We start from the raw sequence: 18,487 nt of genomic DNA, 5'->3' as shown, positions 1-18,487 counted from the left end.
CGTCAGTTTGTGGCAGATCTTCACTTGTATTTATATTTAATAATGAAGTCTTTAGAAGGCTTTGATTCTGTACATGAATCCCAGTTCTATGCGACTCGTACTGTAACTATGCAAGTCACATTTATGACTGAAATCATTGTTGTGCCCGACATAGGCCAGGAAAACCCTGAGGTCCTGCTTCTTGAGGGGATAGTACTCGATGGAACCGATGTAACCGATACTCTTTTTGTAGTTCTTCAATTTCTCGATATGCTGTACACTTGCGGTTTCGTAAGTACCTTCAGCCATAAAGTTCCATCGAGGAGTGAATTGCCAATTGACCTTTGATATGAAGGAATTATAGTGGACATCACTGAAGTAAGTGCCAGGTTTCAGAGAACTTGCCAAATCAGTTGAGGCTATTTTCAAACGGTCGAGTCCGTCGAAGGCTCCCATATAGTCCACATACCATTGTACGGTCGGGAGATTCAACTTCTGACCGAGAACGAGCATACGGCTGTATTTATGTTGCGCTTGCGTTTGGATACCCCATGACCATTTCGTCTGGAGTTTGTCTCCGAAGAAATTTCCGTTCCAATTGACGATGTAAGTCAGTGGATTCTTGGCTTTGGTCAGAGGAGAGACATCATCCAACGATCTGCCTACACTCTTTGCCTCTGTGCCATATTCGTCAGCAAACTTGCCATTATAGGCATTGCTGATTTCAGCAGAAAAGGTTTGAGAAGGCAGCGGGTTGTAGTTGACGACAACACCGGCCATGAAGTTGTCCATATTGTCTACCATGTCAGAGTACTGATAGATGTACATCGGATTCTCATCAAATTCGAATCCACCCCATATCTGACACATCTTTCCTGCTTCTACACTTATTTTAGGATTGAAGCGATAGCCGGCCATCATGATATCTGTAGCCTTTGCGAAATTATCCTGACTTTGTGCATCAGTCGATTTGTTCAGCCGGTGGCGGAAACGGTAGTACAGATGGTCGGTCAGGTTACCCTTAATCTCCAGTCGGAGTTGTTTGTCGGCAAAATGGGAACCCCATTGCTTGTCGGCATCGCGCTCTTCCTGAAAACTGTAGGAGTAGTTGAAGTAGACATTGAACATGTCATTCTTTTTTTCCAAATTGAGGACCCGATGAGCTAATGATTCATAGTCGCCGTTCTCGTTGCCGCCATACCCGGTATTGTCGCCTTGTGCATAAAGGGTAGTGGAGCTGAGTGTAAGTCCCAGACAGAATAAAAGAATTTGTTTCTTCATTGTATATAAGATTTAGTATTCCTGGAAATATTTTTGTATTTGCTGCCAGTCATGAGTTTTGGTGAGGGCCAGCATCAGAAGGACTCTGGCTTTTTGAGGGTTCAGGTTGAGCGAAGCTACAAAATGGTATTTTGCATCATCCACTTCACCATTCAGATTAGTAGGACCTGTCGGCACGCGGCTTGAGCGGACGATCTGAATGCCATTGCCCTGGGCTTTTACAGCAACATCGAAAACATCCTTGTAGAAATTGCCGTCACCGACACCTGCCACGATGATACCGTCAAATTTGGCATTGACGAATGCCTGTATTGGCAGAGGGGAACAGTTGGCATAACCGTAGACGATACCTACTTTAGGAAGTTCTTTCATTCCCTCTACACTGAATTCGGAAGCAGTGCCTTGTTTGAATTCAGGTTTGTAGAGATAATAGGCTTTGCCGTTATAGACATAGCCTTCTTCTCCGGCAATGCCGCCTTTGAATGTCGCGCAGTCAGTCGTGTGGGTCTTGAGAACTGATTTGGCGTCGAAGAGTTGGTTGTTCATGCAGACCATGACACCACGATTATGAGACTCGGGAGTGCAGATCGCTGCGACAGCATTGTAAATGTTGGCAGGACCGTCGGCACTGATAGCTGTGGAAGGTCTCATGGAGCCAGCCAGGATGACAGGCTTGTCTGAATGTACGGTCAGGGCAAGGAAATATGCGGTCTCTTCCATGGTATCTGTACCGTGTGTGACAAGGACACCGTCATAACCTTCCTGATTCAAGAGTTGGTTGATGCGGTTGGCGAGTTTGAGCCACACCTGATCGTTCATGTCTTGTGACCCGATGTTGACCAGTTGTTCACCGCTGACGTCTGCCAGGTCTTTGATCTGTGGTACGGCATCGATGAGAGTCTGGATGCCCACTTGTCCGGCAGTATATGCTGAGGAGGCAGAAGAGGTCGATACACCAGCTATCGTACCCCCGGTAGCAATGATGCGGATCTTTGGTTTGGCATAAAGTGTTGCACTCACTAATAGGATGCAAAGTAAAATGATACTGCGTATTTCTTTCATAATGATTTTTTTATATTTGAATGTTGAATTTCTGTGACTATTATTATTTTTCCAGTTGTGGTTCTCCCGATCTCATCTCTAATAGAAGAGGTGTATGACCAGCAACCCTATTCCGATGGCCACAACCGTTGTGATGAATCCGGGCAACTGGAAAGAATGGTTGATGACCCATTTCCCGATATGTGTCGTACCCGTACGGTCAAAATTGATGGCTGCGACCTCAGTCGGATAATTAGGGAAGAAGAAATAGCCGTTGACGGCCGGGAACATGGCTACTAATGCCAAAGGACTGATTCCCAGTGCCAGTCCAAGTGGATAGAGTGTGCGGACTGTCGCTGCTTGAGAGAAAAGCATGATAGACATGATAAACAGGGCTATGGCAAATAGGAAGGGGTATTGTGTTGCTATACTTGCGATATGAGTTTTGAAGAATCCGATATTGCCATTGAAAAAGGTGTCTCCCATCCATGCTACACCAAAAATGGAAACCATTGCGTTCATACCTGCGGCGAATATGTTTCCTTGAACGGCCTTTTGTGGTTTAGCCTTACTGACAATGAGGATGAGTGCAGAGATGGACATCATGACCATTTCGATGGTTTGAGACATCTCCACAGGAGTTGAAACTCCGTTGATCATAAAATGCGGTCTCAGAGAGGGGACTAATCCAAATAATACTACCAAAAAGACACCTACAAAAAATACTAGTGTAGCCCACTTTGCACGTGGATTGGGGTTGAACTTTATCTTCTCCATCTTTTTCTTGTCTTCCTCGGGGTTGATGAGACCTTCTTTTATGCGCCGTTGGTATTCGGGATCATCTTCCAGGTCTTTTCCTACAAAATTTTCCACGAAGGCTGCAATGAGAATGGCGATGAAAGATGCAGGAAGGCAGATCAGCATGATATCCTTGAGTTGGATACCCCTGCTTCCCAATAGTTCTGAACTCAGTAGGGCTGCTGTTGCAGCGGATACCGGGCTTCCTGTGATCCCCAATGAAGCAGCTATGGTAGCGACACTGAGAGGACGCTCCGGACGTATCTTCTCATTCGTGGCGATCTCTGATATAATCGGCAGAAGAGAATAGGAGGTGTGGGCAGTGCCACAGACCAGACACATGAGCCAAGTGCAAAGGGGACCGTAAAAGGTGATATGACTGGGATGGTTCCTGAGAAATTTTGCCGCTAATCCTACCAAGTATTCAATACCTCCGGTAGCTTGCAGTGACGCAGCTGCACAGATGACACTGACGATAATCAGCATGACATCTATAGGAGGTGTTCCGGGTTTGAGGCCGAATACAAAAACGAGGATAAATGTTCCGACCATACCATAAATTCCGAGACCTATACTGCCTGTCCTTGCTCCAATAAATATGAAGAGCAGTACGATAAGGAATTCAAATAATATCAAGGTAGTCATCATACATACTATTTTTTTATTTCGCGGGCAAAGATAACCCTACTTTCTGAGAATGTTGTTGCGTAAAGCTGAGTTAATTTTGTAAAATACGAAACTGTATTGTGACATAATGCAATGTTGTATGACTTGAAATAAAGGATATGCAAGGGCATGGTATTACGTATATTCTTTAAATGGTCATATAATAGAGCAAAGTGACACTTCTCGCTATTTCAGGGTTATCATTTGCGCATTCTCTTTAAATGTTGTATCTTTGTGCAATGAAAAGAGAATAAGATTGTTTTTATGTTAAAACTAGAAGAAAATAAGGGGATCTCCCGGTCTCTTATCCTAATGATGGCTGTACTGGCAGGTTTGTCAGTAGCCAACTTGTATTATAATCAGCCTCTGTTGGAATTGATCCGTAAAGATTTGTCTGTTACAGAAGTGGAGGCGAATCTGATTTCCGTCATTACCCAAGTCGGTTATGCTACCGGATTGTTTTTGGTTATTCCTATGGGAGACCTGTATTCCCGCCGCAAGATCATCTTAGTTTGTATGTTGTCTGCAGCCGTATTGTCTGCAGTCATCGGTTTTGCACCCTATATCGTTCTGGTATGGGTCGCCTCCTACTTCCTCGGGGTTTGCTCAGTGATACCACAGTTGTTTATCCCTATAGCCGGTCAATTCTCGAGTCCTGAAAATAAAGCCAGAAATATAGGTTATGTGTTGTCCGGACTATTGACCGGCATCTTGGCTGCGAGAGTGATAAGCGGTTATATAGGGGACTGGCTGGGATGGCGGTCCATGTTTTTCATCGCTTCGGTTATCATGGTCATCAGTTGTGTGATTTCTGTCCGGTTGATGCCGGATATACAACCTAATTTCCGTGGAAATTATCTTTCACTGATGCATTCCATCTTGAAGATCGTGAGAAATCATCCCCGCGTCAGGATGAACTCAGTCCGGGCTGCTTTCAGCTTCGGGTCTATGCTGTCCATCTGGTCATGCCTCTCCTTCCATTTAGCCCAGGCACCTTTCTATGCGGGGAGTGAAAAGGTTGGCATGCTGGGGGCTTGCGGCATTGGCGGAGCAGTGGCGGCTTCAGGAATAGGGAAGTATATTCCCCGTTATGGAATAGGGCATTTCTCTTTTGTCGGTGCTATTCTTCAGATCGTGGCTTGGGCTATTGCCTTTTTCTTCGGTGATACCTATATCGGGTTGATCGTTTCTATTATCATGATAGATGTAGGACTCCAATGCCTTCAACTGAGCAATCAGAGCGGATGTATCCAAGAAATACCTGAAGCCAGTAACCGGGTGAATACGGTCTTTATGACAACTTATTTTATTGGTGGAAGTTTGGGTACATTTCTGGCTGGCTTGGGATGGAAATGGGCTGGTTGGACCGGTGTATGCATCGCGGGCACAGGTATGGCTGTTATATCCCTTCTGATATCTATAGCTCATCATCTGTTGTCTCATTCAGCAAACCGTTGAGTAAAGTCTCATAATTAGTCAGTCAGCCGTTTATCCGGTATGACTCTTATAGGATGTGTCCTTGCAGGGTTCTTATGATAGTGGTAGAAAGCGCCTGCCATAATCAGGACAAGTCACTTCCGAAATCAGGTGTAACCAAAATGCAGCATAATGGTGTACCAAAATGCACCATAATGGTATACCAATATGCTGCATAATGGTTTGGATGTTTCTCGAGAGGGGGATTGCCGGCAAGGCTAAGGCACACCGAGACTGTAGTCTTATTTTCTGAATGAGTTCGGGCACATTCCGGCGCGTTGCTTGAAGAAATTGGAAAAGGCTGCCTGGTCGTGAAAGGACAGGATGTCTGCGATTTCTCCGATAGTCTTGCTGGTGGTCTTCAATAGAGAGCAGGCTTCATTATAGGTCAAACTCATCAGGTATTCATAAACGGTATGGCCTGAAATCTCCCGAACGGTACGACTCAGATAGGTGGGGGTAATATTCAAGTGGTCTGCATAGAATTTCAATTGACGTTCTTTGCGGAAATATTTGGAGGCAAGATAGACGAATATGCGGTAAATTTCTTCTTTATGACTCGCATCATGGGGCTGTGGAGTCCCTTGCAAAGTCAGTTCGGAAAGAAGAAATTGAATGATGTGGATAATATTCTGTATGATTTCCCCTTGGTAAATATGTTCTCTGTTGATGAAATGGCGGAGTTCATTATAGGCAAGGTGACATTCGTCTTGCTGACTTTTATCGAGGGTATAGACGCTGAAGATGTCTATGAGTCCCAAGGTGAAATCATGGGCTGAACTCAAGGCTCGCTCGTAATATTCGGGAGTGGCGAGTATGCTTTCTACTTCGATGTCCGGTGAGGTTTCGAGTATCGTCAGGAATTGGAAAGGCGAGAGATAGAGGAGTTGGCCGACTTTTAAGGTGAGTGGGGTATTGTTGATCTTGATCGTAATGTTTCCCTTTTTGATAAGGGAGATGCTATAGAAGTTCAAGCAAAAGGACGTCGACTTTTTCTGTGTGAAAGACCGGGCGAAAAAGTTCAGACAGGCTACCTCTGCCCCCCAAACTGTCTTTAGCTGATATTTCAGGGAAAATTCCTGTAGGTTATAAAGATGCTTTTCCATAAACTTGCGTATTTGCTCCAAATGAAATGAATGTGTCTGGATCTAACGGGTCCTGTGTCTGTTGCTTCCCTGTATCTTTGCAGAATAGAGATGATAGTTTTCGGACGCAGAGAACTCTTTCCTCTTTTATGAGGGATAACCTTTAAATGGTTTCCCTTTAAAAAGATTGCTTGTGTCAGTAATCAAAATATTGCAAAGGTACATTATTTTTCTTAAAAACACGATTTCTTGTATGACATGGTATTTAATAGCTTCTAAGTTAGGCATCGATTAGGTGGCTATTGATCTGATGATATAAAAAAGAGAAAGAAGTTTGAAAACGGGATGTTTCAAACTTCTTTCTTCTATTTTCCAAAAGATGACAACCGGACTTTATATCCGGTCAGTATTGAAAGTACCTCTATTATTTTTGCCGGAGCAGTTGTAATGGGGCTTTCGGGGCGAGTGAGTTGGTGACCTTTTCCGTATATTCACTCACCTGGAGAGAAGCGGTGCCCTTGATGTCCTCTACATTGGAACCTACTCCGAAGATGTATGTCCCGGCATCGGCCTTCCATTGGCTGCCGGCTTCATCGAAACTGGCAAGGTCTCTCTTGGCAACGGTCATCTTCAGCGTCTCGCTTTGTCCGGGAGAGAGTAACTGGGTTTTGGCGAAAGCCTTCAACTCCTTAGCCGGTTTTTCGTAGGCACCTTTGGGAGCTGTCACATAGCATTCTGCAACCTCTTTTCCAGCCGTCTTTCCGGTGTTCTTGACGGTCACTCTTATTTCGATCTGATCACCATGAGCCTTGACGGTAGGTTTGCCATAAGCAAAAGTCGTATAACTCAGTCCGTAGCCAAAGGGGTAAGCAACTTTCTTACGGAAGGTATCGAAATAGCGGTAACCGATATAGATGTCCTCATTGTGTTTAGTGAAATTAATTCCGGGGACAACCTTATAAGCGAGTTTTTCCGTCAGGTTATAGTAATCCGGCTGTTGTGGGAAGTTCTTCGTTGATGGAACGTCATTTACAGAAATCGGCCAGGTCTGGGTCAGTTTTCCGGATGGGTTTGCCTTTCCTGTCAGGACATCGGCAACACTGTTTCCGCCCTCTTCTCCCGGCTGCCAAGCGACCAGAATAGCATCGACACGGTCACGCCAACTGGCAGTTTCTATCGAGGAACCGGAATTGATGATCACGATGACTTTCTTTCCGGCGGCATGGAAGATGTCACTGACGTTGGAGATCAGGTCCTGTTCCTGTTGACTTAAATTGAAATCTCCGTCAATGGACCTGTCCATACCTTCGCCTGCCTGTCTGCCGATGGTGATGATTGCAGCGTCTGCCTGCGGCTGTTCATGCTCAATGCAACGCTTGGTGACGGAAATCTCATCCAGTTTGGGCTGCCCTTGATCCAGAAACCACATCTCCGGATTTTTATCGGCTTGGAGTTTAGCCTTGGCATATTTGATGTAGTCGGTATAGATTTCTGTCAGTTGAGGGGTCGTAGAGATATTGGCGTTCTTCAGTCCTTGTACCATGTTCACGACATAAGGGACATTGACACAGCCGGAGCCCAAGCCCCCACTGAAGAAGTCATAGGAGTTGACACCGAAAAGGGCTACTGTTTTCAGATTCCTGATCGGCAAAGTCTGTTCGTCATTTTTCAGGAGCACCATCCCTTCAGTCGCGGCCTGTCGGGTGACAGTAGCGTGTGCCTTCATGTCAGGTTTGTTGGTAAACTTGTAATTTCTGAAGCGAGGGGTCTTGACGATGTATTCCAGCATGTTCCTGACATTCCTGTCCACATCCGCCATAGACAGTTTGCCCTCTTTTACAGCTTTCTCAATGTCTTCTACCTGTACAGGATAGCCGGGCATCAGCAGGTCATTGCCGGCTGCCACTTCTTGTGATACCGGCAGATCTTCGCGTTCTCCGATCCAGTCAGTCATCACAATACCATTGAATCCCCAGTCTTTTCTCAGGACATTCGTCAACAGGTCTTTGTTGCCTTGGCAGTAAGTGCCGTTGACTTTGTTGTAGGCAGACATGACAGTCCATGGATGGCTGTTGCGGGTCATGATTTCGAATCCTCTCAGATAGAGTTCTCGTAAAGCCCGCTGGCTGACCTGCTCATCTACACGTGTCCGATCTCCCTCCTGTGAGTTGACAGCAAAATGCTTGGGACTGGTGCCGACACCTTGACTCTGGATGCCGTTTACCATAGCTGTGCCGATAATTCCAGTGACAATGGGATCTTCAGAATAGTATTCGAAATTTCGTCCCCCCAGCGGATTGCGCTGCAGGCACATTCCCGGGCCCAGGATCACGTCACATCCGTATTCGAGGACCTCGTTTCCAATAGCTTTTCCAACCTTTTCTACAAGATTGGTGTTCCATGTAGAAGCAAGGCAAGTCCCTACAGGGAACCCCGTAGCATAAAAAGTTTGTGAAGTGCCTTCCCTGGTAGGATTAATATGCACGCCTGCAGGACCGTCTGTGAGGACTGTCGCCGGGATGCCTAGACGAGGTATCGCAACTGTGATGCCTGCTGCCCCGGCTACAAGTTTTTCTTGGTGCCCGAGCATTGCACCGCTCCCTACAAAGCCACTGTTTCCGCCCCCGACGAGGAGTTGGGCTTTTTCTGTTAAGGTCATCGCACTGATCACCTGATCAATGTTTTTCGCATTTAATTGGGGGATTTTTTGTGCCATAGTCGTTGTTGATAAAAAAATCGCCAAAAGAGCGAGTGGAATTGTTTTGTTTTTCATCTGTAATACAGTTATTTTGGATCAATAACTACAAAGGTAAATAATAATTTTAAATTACCCTCTATGAAATAGCAAAATCTGCATTGTCGGGAGAGAAATTGCACTTTATTGAATAGAACTTGAGTACCAATAAGCAATATGAAATTTTTATAATATTATATAAAATTGTGTTTCCATTGCATTCAACGGATTAATTCCTTTCTTCTTTCGTTTTTTGTTGATGAAAGATCGGAAAGAGGTAGGACAGAAAACTATTTGTTGAATATAAAATTGATATGTTTGTGTAATTCTTTTGTTAGAACATACGTTTTTCGTGTCTCGTTGTTTTTTCTCTTAAGTGTAGGTTAAGCATGCTCTTGATTTCATGAAATGGTTATCTCATGATTGAAAGAAGAGGAAAATCATCAATTATAGGTATTGATGCTGATTATTTTATTATAAATAGAATTAAAAAATACCGAGTTGTAAGTATTGCCTATTTTAACAAATTAAGATACTTTTGCATTTTAGAAATGAGTTAGACCTGATAATGCCTGTTAGATGTTCATGAGAATGAATGAGAGATGTCAGGCAGAGAACCAATTAGAACATTATGAGGAAGACAGAATGAACAGTTTTTATAGATTGAGCCTCTTTTTTTTCATTGTACCCCTAGTAACTACATCGTATGCGGATGAAAACCATGAAATAGGAATTGCAGTCACGTTTACCACTGAAGGCTCTTGGAATATGGCTGAAGGGAAGGTCAATTGGGAGAACTACCTGAATATGGATGCTCAGGTTCCTCTTTGGAAAGGAGCAGTGGGAGAGGCTGGGGTTCTTGCCAACCAAAATACACGTCTGGGTAAAGGTAAATGCTGGACGGTTCTCGATGACCCTCAGTCCTTTTCCAATATCCAAACCGACGAGCAGATTCCCCTTTCTCCTGCCGTAGTTGGAATCACTCAAAAGATTTCAGACCATCTTACAGCCTTCGTAGGTGTGAGGAATATGAATGTCGATTATTTCACCACACCCCTTACGAGTTTGTTCATCAACAGTTCTTATGGGATTTTTCCAACGTTGGCTGATAACTGCAGCCTTGCCAATTATCCGGAAGCTGCGTTGTGTCTCCATTTGGTATGGACACCGGGGAATCATCTCACCATTAAAAATTCTCTTTATAATGGCCGGGCTTCCCACCATTGGGATGAGGCGTTCCGTTTCCGCCCTTCAAAAGATGGATGGGCGGATGCCTTTGAAGTCGGTTATTCCGCCACTGAACATCCCGGGAGTGTTACAGGAGAATATCATTTTGGAGCCGAGTGTAATTCGACCCCAAGAACCAGAATGGACGAAAATACGGGGGAGAGTTATCGTAAAAAATGCTTCAACTGGTCCTGTTTCGGACTGATAGAACAACCTTTGATCTCCGGGCGCTGCCCCTTAGGACTGCTCCTTGAAGGGGGATATGCGCCGAAACGCAAGAATGACACCTATTTATATATGGCAGCCGGACTTGTGTGTGAGCATCTGATCAGACAAGATGATGCGATGGGTTTATCTTTTAACCGTTCGCTCTATAATGGTTGTGAAAATGAAAATTGCATGGAACTGACTTACAGTCTGCCTGTCATTCCGCACCTTACGATCCAACCTGACTTACAGTTCTTCCATATCACCAGCCATTATCATTCCGTAGCTTTGTTGCGTGCCAGAGTGGATTTGTAGATACAACAGAATAGAGGTTATAATGTGTTAACGTATGACCGGATAGTATACTATTTCCTGTCTCTTGTCCGTATTTATTTAAAACCATGAATGGACGGTATGATAGACATTTAACATGAAGCAAATTCTTAGAATAACACTTTCCCTTATGATGATTATGGGAATGGGTTTACAGTCGAAGGCTCAGAACAGACCTGATGTTTCTTCAAATCGGGAGGTAGCTTTAGGCAATATTCCCTTTGTCCGTAAAACACGTGATTGTGCCAATCAGGGATTGACAATCGTAGGAAAGACAATTCTGCATTTTAAGGCTTCGGAAGATGACCATTCTTCTTTTGCTGAAATATTACGATGGAATTTGGATTATCAACCGTTACGTCCAATGAAACACAATTTGGGTCATGCTGCAACTGTCGATTACAATGCTACAACTGATGTGCTGGCAGTCGGAAACGGGACTTGGAGGACTACGGTAAAACCCAGACTGGATCTGGTCACTCATTTTGCGGCTAAGGTTGCTGCGGGCACACAACTGGACATTCATGACAGAGACGTCGTATCCATTCTATTGGCTACAGACAAAAAGGAAATAGGCGGCAGTGGTCTGATCTGTACATGGGGAGGTAATCCTCGGATAATCTATTTGTTGACTGGTCAGAACGCACCGAGAAAGATCTTCAGATGTCTGTTGGGTGTCGGCGTTGCAGATTTCTCGGACCATTCTAAAAACCAAAATGACACGACTGCCTGGGGAACATTCCTCAAAGGAAAATCAGATCATGAATACAATGGTACATTAAAGGTTCTGGATACCTATACCGGTGAAGAGACCGGGGTGTATCAAGGATGTTGCTATCGGAACGGTTATATTTATCTGTGCACCGGTTTCAAAGAGCCTCATCTCCTGAAGATACAGTTGAATGCTGACCACACTTATACGATTGTAAACAAATTGACACCTGTCACCTATGGCGCCGACGGCAAGATCGTGCCTTCTGAACCTGAAGGCCTGTGCTTTAAGGATAAAGACACGATGATTGTCGGGAGTACAGGTGGTGTCCAGGGATTGCTGGAAGTTGAATCCTTCTGATCACCAAGTCTGTTCCCTTATTTGTTTTCCAGACTGTCTACCTGCAAAGGCATTAAGCCTTTATCTCATTCACCAATGGTTGTCCTTCTGAAAAGGCTTTGACACTGTCCAATGTTGTCTTACCTATATTGTGTAAAGCTTCCTTAGTGAAGAATGCCTGATGAGATGTCAGGATGACGTTAGGCATCATCAGCAGACGTGCCAGAACATCGTCGTCAATCATCTTCTCACTAAGGTCTTCATAAAAATAATTTTGTTCCTCTTCGTAGACATCCAGTCCTGCTGAACCTACTTTCTTGGTCCGCAGACCTTCGATGAGATCTTCGGTATGGATGAGTTTTCCACGCCCCGTATTGATGATCATGATGCCCGGTTTCATCTTGGCAATGCTATCTTTATTGATCATGAATTTCGTATCAGGGGTCAGCGGGCAATGGAGGGAGATGATGTCACTGTTGCGGTAGAGTTCATCCAATCCTACGATCTTCACCTGATGCTCCTCGGCGAATTTCTTGTCGGGATAGAGATCGTAGGCTAGAACATTCATTCCGAATCCTCTCAGAATTTCGATGAGGACCTTGGCTACTCGTCCCATACCTATTACACCTACAGTCTTGCCATACATGTCAAATCCTAAAAGTCCGGAGAGTTTGAAATTCCCGTCGCGTGTCCGGTTGACGGCACGATAAACTTTTCGATTCAAACTCAACATCAGGGTGACGGCATATTCTGCTACAGCGTGAGGGGAGTAGGCTGGTACGCGGACCACCTTGATCTTGCCTTTGGCTGCCTTTAGATCGACATTATTGAAACCTGCACAGCGCAGCGCTATCAGTTTGACACCATTAGCTACCAAACCGTCTATCACCTTTTTGTCACACTCTGCATTGACGAAAATGCAGACGACATCGGCTCCCTTTGCCAAAGGCAGTGTCTTGAGGGAGAGGTGCTCCTTAAAATATTCTATATTGAAACCATAATCCTTATTAAGACCATCGAAGGATTTTATATCATACGATTTTGCATCGAAAAAAGCTATTGTTGTTGCCATAATTGATAAAATAATTTTAATATGTCCTGAATATAATCTTTTGCAAATCTATCAATTATTTGGCAATTATCCAAATATATCGGGTGTAAAGTGGGAAAATCACCGTATTGGCTAATGGTATTTGAGACGGATGGGCTGGTAGCATCACGATGTACCATACTCATAAGTAGGTATCAACTTACAATTCGGTCTTAAAAAATCATAATTTTAAAGGATTGTGGGAGAGTTAAAAGAAGTGTAATTTTGTCGCCAGTTTTTTAGGGTAAGTTGTATTAAAAAGATTGATCTAATTTAATGTAAAATGAAAAGATTTAAATTGTTATTGTTTGTACTCACGCTGTTGTTTCAGACAGTCATGGTACAAGCCCAGAATGAGTCTTCCGCACAGGGAGAGATCATGGCTCTTGGCGGACAACCGCTATCAGGCGCATCCGTAAGGGTAGTAGGGCAGAATATCACCACACAGACAGATGTAAACGGGAAATTTTCCATCACTCTCCCTTCTCCGGGAACATATACGGTGGTCATTTCCAATGTGGGGTATAAAACTAAAAAGGTGACTTTGCATACTGGGGAGCATGCTGGTTCTTTCACCCTTCAGCCTTATGATACGGTGTTGAGTACAGTGGAAGTTTTCGGACATACCCGTAAGCAACCGGATAAATTGGATGCAATCACAGGAATGCCTTTGGGTGCGAATGAGCAGATCCAGAGTGTTTCTACGATCTCCAGCAGATTGATCCAGGAGCAGGATAACCAGGATATCAGCGATGCCTTGCGGAACGTAACAGGAGTGATCTTGTTTTCTAATTTCGGCGGTATCGGTAATTCTTATACGATCAGGGGTATTCGGGGTATTACGACATTGATGAACGGTATTCAACTGGATAATGATTTCCGTGGACATGGCATCATGCCGGATATGGCAACCATTGACAACATCCAGGTCTTGAAGGGTTCTTATGCGATCTCCCAAGGTTTGAGTAATTCTCTGGGTGCTGTGGGCGGAATCGTCAATGCAGTCACCAAGACACCTAACTTCATGAATGCAGGGAATGTCAGTCTCCGCTATGGGAGTTGGAATAATGTACGTGCGACGTATGATGTGGAAAGACTGTTGAATAAACGCTTTTCTGTTCGTCTTGCCGGGGCTGTGGAAGCCGGGGACGGCTATCGTGAGCATACGACCAATCAACGCTTCGCCATCAACCCGTCTTTCGCATGGAAACCTGATGACAAGACGAGAATCATCGGTGAATTCCATTTCCAGCATGATTCCAGAACTCCTGATCGTGGAACGGTCAACTTGGCTGCTGACAGTGTCAACGGACTTTGGGATATTCCTAATAATAAATTCCTCGGTTTCACTTCTGATCATAATACGACGGATGCGCAGTTCTGGGGATTGCGCCTCATCAGATCACTTACAGACAAACTGGATTTGAAACTCAGTTATTACGGTTCTAGATTCAAACAGGATTTCAATTCTGCTGTCGCAGGCCTTGATGCAGATGCTTTCAAAGCAACTGGCGTAGGAAATGTCCGTTATCGGTATATGAACCATGTCACGGAAAATGACAAGAGTTCAGTGGTCAGCATTGCATTGGTCGGGCATGACTTGGATACTTGGGGAATACACCATACTTTCCAAACTGGTGTTGACTACCGGCACAATGAATGGTTCTCCCAGGCCTTTAATTCTAATAACATTGATACCATCGATGTCTACAAACCCTTTACCAATACGCTCAGTAATCAGAATCTGACTTATACTGAAAACAAGGGACGGTATTATAACCGCTATTACAGTACGTATGGAGCTTATGGACAGGATATGATCACCGTCAACAGGTACGTAAAAGGTTTGCTCGGTTTGCGTTACAGTCACACTGAAAGTGTTGACCGGAAGACAAATACCTATACTGCCGGACATGGTGTAGACCCGATATTCGGGGTGTTCCTTTCTCCTCTGGAGAATATCCATTTCTTCGGTTCTTATACGACGGTATCTGATATCGCTACTGCTGAATACATTGACAAGAATGGAAATAAACTTGGCAATACGGTCACTCACCAATATGAGATGGGTGTGAAGTCTGATTTCTTCAATCATCGTCTCCGCTTCAACTTCACCTATTTTATAATGAATAACAATGATTATTCTTATCAGGTTACTGATCAGACAACCGGTAATGTCTATTACGATCAAAGTGGAAGTTTGAAACGAAACGGTATCGAAACAGAGGTGGTCGGTCATGTCCTGAGCAACTTGGAAGTTTTGCTGGGATATACTCATCTTCATGCTAAATACGAGGGTGTGAAATCTTATGTCGACGGTTCAGAACCTATGGGTACGGCAAAGAACCTGGCCAATGGCTGGATCAACTATATGTTCAATAGAGGTTTCCTGAAAGGCCTCTCCATTGGTGGTGGTGCCTATTATGTAGGGAAGAGACCGGTGGACGACTACTCGAAATCTACGGCTGTCAATGTCGTAGCTGGCGGGAGTGAAATCCAAAAGGTTACTCCGGGTGTGAAGCCGTTTAATCTGTCTGCATATACGACAGTAAATATGCAACTCGCCTATACTTGGACCCATTATACAGTACGGGTCGTTCTCAATAACCTGACCAATTCAAAGGGCTATAATGCCTACTATCCTCAGGCTTTCCTGACTCCTACGGATCCTCGTAACTTCGGAGTTACTTTCTCCTATGCTTTCTAAAATATAGGAGAGTCATATTTTCTAAAGAAGGTTACGCCAAAAATAGCTTTGACGTAACCTTTTTTGCCTTTTAATCGAAACAAATCTTATTTTTTTGTTAAGTAATTAAACTTTTTAGATGGATTTTCATCTAAGGGGTAGTATGACTCGATTTATTATTTTTTTTATGCTGATCTGTTGTGCAATGACAGCATCAGCTCAGGGATTAGTTAAAGGCAAAGTTTTGGATAAGAAAAGTAATGAGCCTGTGGGGTTTGTTACTGTTCGGGTTTCCCATCGGGACAGCACCGATCTTGTAAAGGGAGGAGTGACTGACGTGAACGGGAATTTCACTGTCAGTGGCTTGCCAAAAGGTAGTTACACTCTGTATGTAACCTATGTGGGTTACCGTGATCTGAAGCGAGACTTTACTGTTACTGATAAGAACAAGTCTTTCCATTTTCAACCGCTCTATCTGATAGAGGATTCGAAAATGCTTAAAGAAGTTACAGTTACTGGCCAGAAATCACCGATGAAATTGGAAGTTGACCGTAAATCTTTTGATGTAGGTCAGATGATTTCTAATTCCGGTCAGGCGGCTACTGACGTCTTGGAGAATGTCCCTTCAGTAGAGGTGGACAACGATGGCAATATTTCTCTTCGAGGAGACGAGAGTGTAGAGGTATGGATCAACGGCAAGGCGAGTGGACTGACTTCTGACAACAGGGCCCAGATCCTTCAGCAACTCCCTGCAGAGAGCATTGATCATATTGAGGTCATAGACAATCCTTCTGCTAAATTCTCTGCAGAAGGTTCTGCAGGTATCATTAACATTGTCTTGAAGAAAGACCGCAAAGCCGGTTATTACGGTTCTGTACAGAGCGGTGGTGATACGCGTGGGGGTGCAAATACCAGTTTTAATTTCAATTATAACAACAAGAGTATAGATGCCTACTTCAATGTCGGTTACCGACACATGGACAATAAGGGCCGTGAGAAAAGCGATCAGAATTTCCTGAAAACGGGAGAATACCAGAACTATAATACCAGTGATGATAAAATGGGGAACCATTTGTTCTCCAGAGCTGGCATCACCTGGCACGCTACATCTCACGACGATCTCTCTTTGAGCGGGATGATGATGCATGGTCAAATGAAGGACTGGAGCACCACACCTTATCATTATGGCATGACGGGCGCTGCGACAGATTCCTATCTGATGACGCGCTATACGCATAGCATTGGGAAGATGAATATGCTCTATGGGGAGTTCAATTATAGGCATAATTTCACGGATAAGCATTTCCTGGATCTTACGGTAGATTTCAATACATGGAAATCGGACAATGATAATTATTATCAGGACTCTACCGCCTATATGGAAGATGACAAACCTACCATCTATGATTATCAGTATCGGCCGCAGCATATCCGCAACCACTCTCAAGAGGTCAAACTGGATTACGAGAATCAGTTGACCAAGGACTTGAAGCTTCAGGCAGGGTATCAGGGAAATTTCTCTCAAGAGAATACGCCCCAAGAGTCATACATGGATAGTACTTACTGGGATGGCAGAAATCAGGCAGAGGATAAAACTTACTACAACCGTTTTATCTATGACATGAATATTCATGCGCTTTACCTCACTGTCCAATACCAGTTGGGTAAAATCGGAATTATGGGCGGATTGAGAGGTGAATACTGGAATGTGAAGACGAACAGTTATGATTGGGATCAGGAACATGATTCTTCTAAACGTGATCCGGAGTTCAAGAAAAACAATTTCCAACTCTTCCCGAGTGTTTTCCTGAGTTACCAGATCGCTAAAAACGACCAACTCCAACTCAATTATACCAGAAGATTGAAACGGCCAAGAGGGGGACAACTCAATTCTTTTAAGAACACCAGTGATGCCTCCATCATCTCATTTGGTAATCCACTGCTGACCCCGGAATATTCTCATTCCCTGTCTTTCAATTACCTTCATACATGGATAGAACATTCTCTTCTGGTCAGTGCTTATTACCGTCCTACCTCTGATGTGATCCAGCGTATTAACTACCAGAGTAGCACTGACGGTCTGATGTACCAGACCAACCTCAATGTGGCCAAGAGTCAGAGTACTGGTATAGAGGCTACCCTTCAAGACAAACTGTTCCGGATCCTGGACCTGACGACGAATGTAAATGCATATTATTATAAGTTGAATGGTTTCAACTATGATATGGATGGACAGACGATCTATGGGGCAGGTGAGAACAATTTTACGTGGAATGCCAGGATGATGGCAAGTGTGATCTTACCTTATGACATCTCTATCCAGACATCTGCGCGCTATCGCAGTCGTCAGAGCATTGCTCAAGGTTATCGTAAACCGAATTTCTCGATGGACTTCGGCTTGAGAAAGAGTTTCTTGAACAAGGCACTTGTCTTGTCTGTGAGTTGCCGTGATCTACTCAATAGCCGTAAATTCGAATCTTATACGAGTTCTGATACATTCAGCCGCTATCAATTCAATCAGCGGAGAGGCAGAAAAATCAATTTTACGCTTACTTGGAATTTCGGGAATTCGATGGCTAAACATAAGAAACCGTTACCCCAACCTGGAGATGAAGAGAATTCCAATTCAGGATCTGACGATGAGGCACCTGAAAATGCAGGAGATTAACGCTGCATTTGAGTCTCTTCTCTGTAGACATTCCTTATATAACATCGATTGTTCAGATGGCTGAATTTCATTAGAAAACTTAGTCGTTATCAGCAAAATAAATCACCTTTTCCTATCTCAGGATAGAGAAAGGTGATTTTTTTTGTGCTTAAGAACATAGAATTT

At 44.0% G+C, this 18,487-nt stretch carries 11 protein-coding genes; 5 read left to right on the top strand and 6 right to left on the bottom strand.

What is annotated here, in order from left to right:
* Positions 1-51: 51 nt before the first annotated feature.
* The 3 genes from NG821_RS01540 to NG821_RS01530 all read right to left on the bottom strand — a co-directional run bounded on the left by NG821_RS01540 (position 52) and on the right by NG821_RS01530 (position 3,747).
* The gene (locus tag NG821_RS01540; RefSeq protein WP_252759903.1) at positions 52-1,260 is read right to left on the bottom strand and encodes a porin; all 1,209 of its coding nucleotides are present in this window, start codon (positions 1,258-1,260) and stop codon (positions 52-54) included.
* Positions 1,261-1,272: 12 nt separating this feature from the next.
* Positions 1,273-2,322 carry an L-asparaginase 2 gene (ansB, locus tag NG821_RS01535; RefSeq protein ID WP_252759902.1) on the bottom strand — a complete coding sequence of 350 codons (1,050 nt, stop codon included), beginning with the start codon at positions 2,320-2,322 and terminating at the stop codon, positions 1,273-1,275.
* Between the two features lie 78 nt (positions 2,323-2,400).
* Positions 2,401-3,747, bottom strand: a complete 1,347-nt coding sequence (locus NG821_RS01530) for an anaerobic C4-dicarboxylate transporter family protein (RefSeq protein ID WP_252759901.1) — start codon at positions 3,745-3,747, stop codon at positions 2,401-2,403.
* A gap of 282 nt (positions 3,748-4,029) precedes the next feature.
* Here NG821_RS01530 and NG821_RS01525 point away from each other — a divergent pair, with 282 nt between their 5' ends.
* On the top strand, positions 4,030-5,223 hold the full coding sequence (locus NG821_RS01525) for an MFS transporter (protein WP_252759900.1): 1,194 nt from the start codon (positions 4,030-4,032) through the stop codon (positions 5,221-5,223).
* Positions 5,224-5,483: 260 nt separating this feature from the next.
* On the opposite strand, the gene NG821_RS01520 is transcribed toward NG821_RS01525, so the two are convergent.
* Together NG821_RS01520 and NG821_RS01515 are read right to left on the bottom strand one after the other, a co-directional pair.
* Positions 5,484-6,347 (bottom strand): helix-turn-helix domain-containing protein, encoded by an 864-nt coding sequence (locus tag NG821_RS01520; protein WP_252759899.1) that lies wholly within the window; start codon positions 6,345-6,347, stop codon positions 5,484-5,486.
* Positions 6,348-6,750: 403 nt separating this feature from the next.
* Complete coding sequence (locus NG821_RS01515) at positions 6,751-9,099, bottom strand: glycoside hydrolase family 3 C-terminal domain-containing protein (RefSeq protein ID WP_252759898.1); 2,349 nt, start codon at positions 9,097-9,099, stop codon at positions 6,751-6,753.
* A gap of 552 nt (positions 9,100-9,651) precedes the next feature.
* Here NG821_RS01515 and NG821_RS01510 point away from each other — a divergent pair.
* Both NG821_RS01510 and NG821_RS01505 read left to right on the top strand, forming a co-directional pair.
* Positions 9,652-10,809, top strand: coding sequence for a carbohydrate porin (locus NG821_RS01510; RefSeq protein WP_252759897.1), 1,158 nt, complete (start codon positions 9,652-9,654; stop codon positions 10,807-10,809).
* Positions 10,810-10,957: 148 nt separating this feature from the next.
* Entirely contained in the window at positions 10,958-11,899 is a 942-nt protein-coding gene (locus NG821_RS01505; protein WP_252759896.1) for a hypothetical protein, read from the top strand.
* Between the two features lie 52 nt (positions 11,900-11,951).
* On the opposite strand, the gene NG821_RS01500 is transcribed toward NG821_RS01505, so the two are convergent.
* Positions 11,952-12,950, bottom strand: coding sequence for a 2-hydroxyacid dehydrogenase (locus NG821_RS01500; RefSeq protein WP_252759895.1), 999 nt, complete (start codon positions 12,948-12,950; stop codon positions 11,952-11,954).
* Positions 12,951-13,251: 301 nt separating this feature from the next.
* Here NG821_RS01500 and NG821_RS01495 point away from each other — a divergent pair, with 301 nt between their 5' ends.
* Both NG821_RS01495 and NG821_RS01490 read left to right on the top strand, forming a co-directional pair.
* Positions 13,252-15,675: a TonB-dependent receptor domain-containing protein gene (locus NG821_RS01495; RefSeq protein ID WP_252759894.1), complete on the top strand. Its 2,424-nt coding sequence runs from the start codon at positions 13,252-13,254 to the stop codon at positions 15,673-15,675.
* 184 nt (positions 15,676-15,859) lie between these two features.
* A complete protein-coding gene (locus tag NG821_RS01490; RefSeq protein WP_252759893.1) occupies positions 15,860-18,322 on the top strand; it encodes an outer membrane beta-barrel family protein in 2,463 nt (820 codons plus the stop codon).
* Positions 18,323-18,487 lie beyond the last annotated feature (165 nt).

The organism is Segatella cerevisiae, assembly GCF_024054555.1.
GTDB classification, from domain to species: domain Bacteria; phylum Bacteroidota; class Bacteroidia; order Bacteroidales; family Bacteroidaceae; genus Prevotella; species Prevotella cerevisiae.
This window is presented reverse-complemented; position numbering and strand designations above follow the sequence as displayed.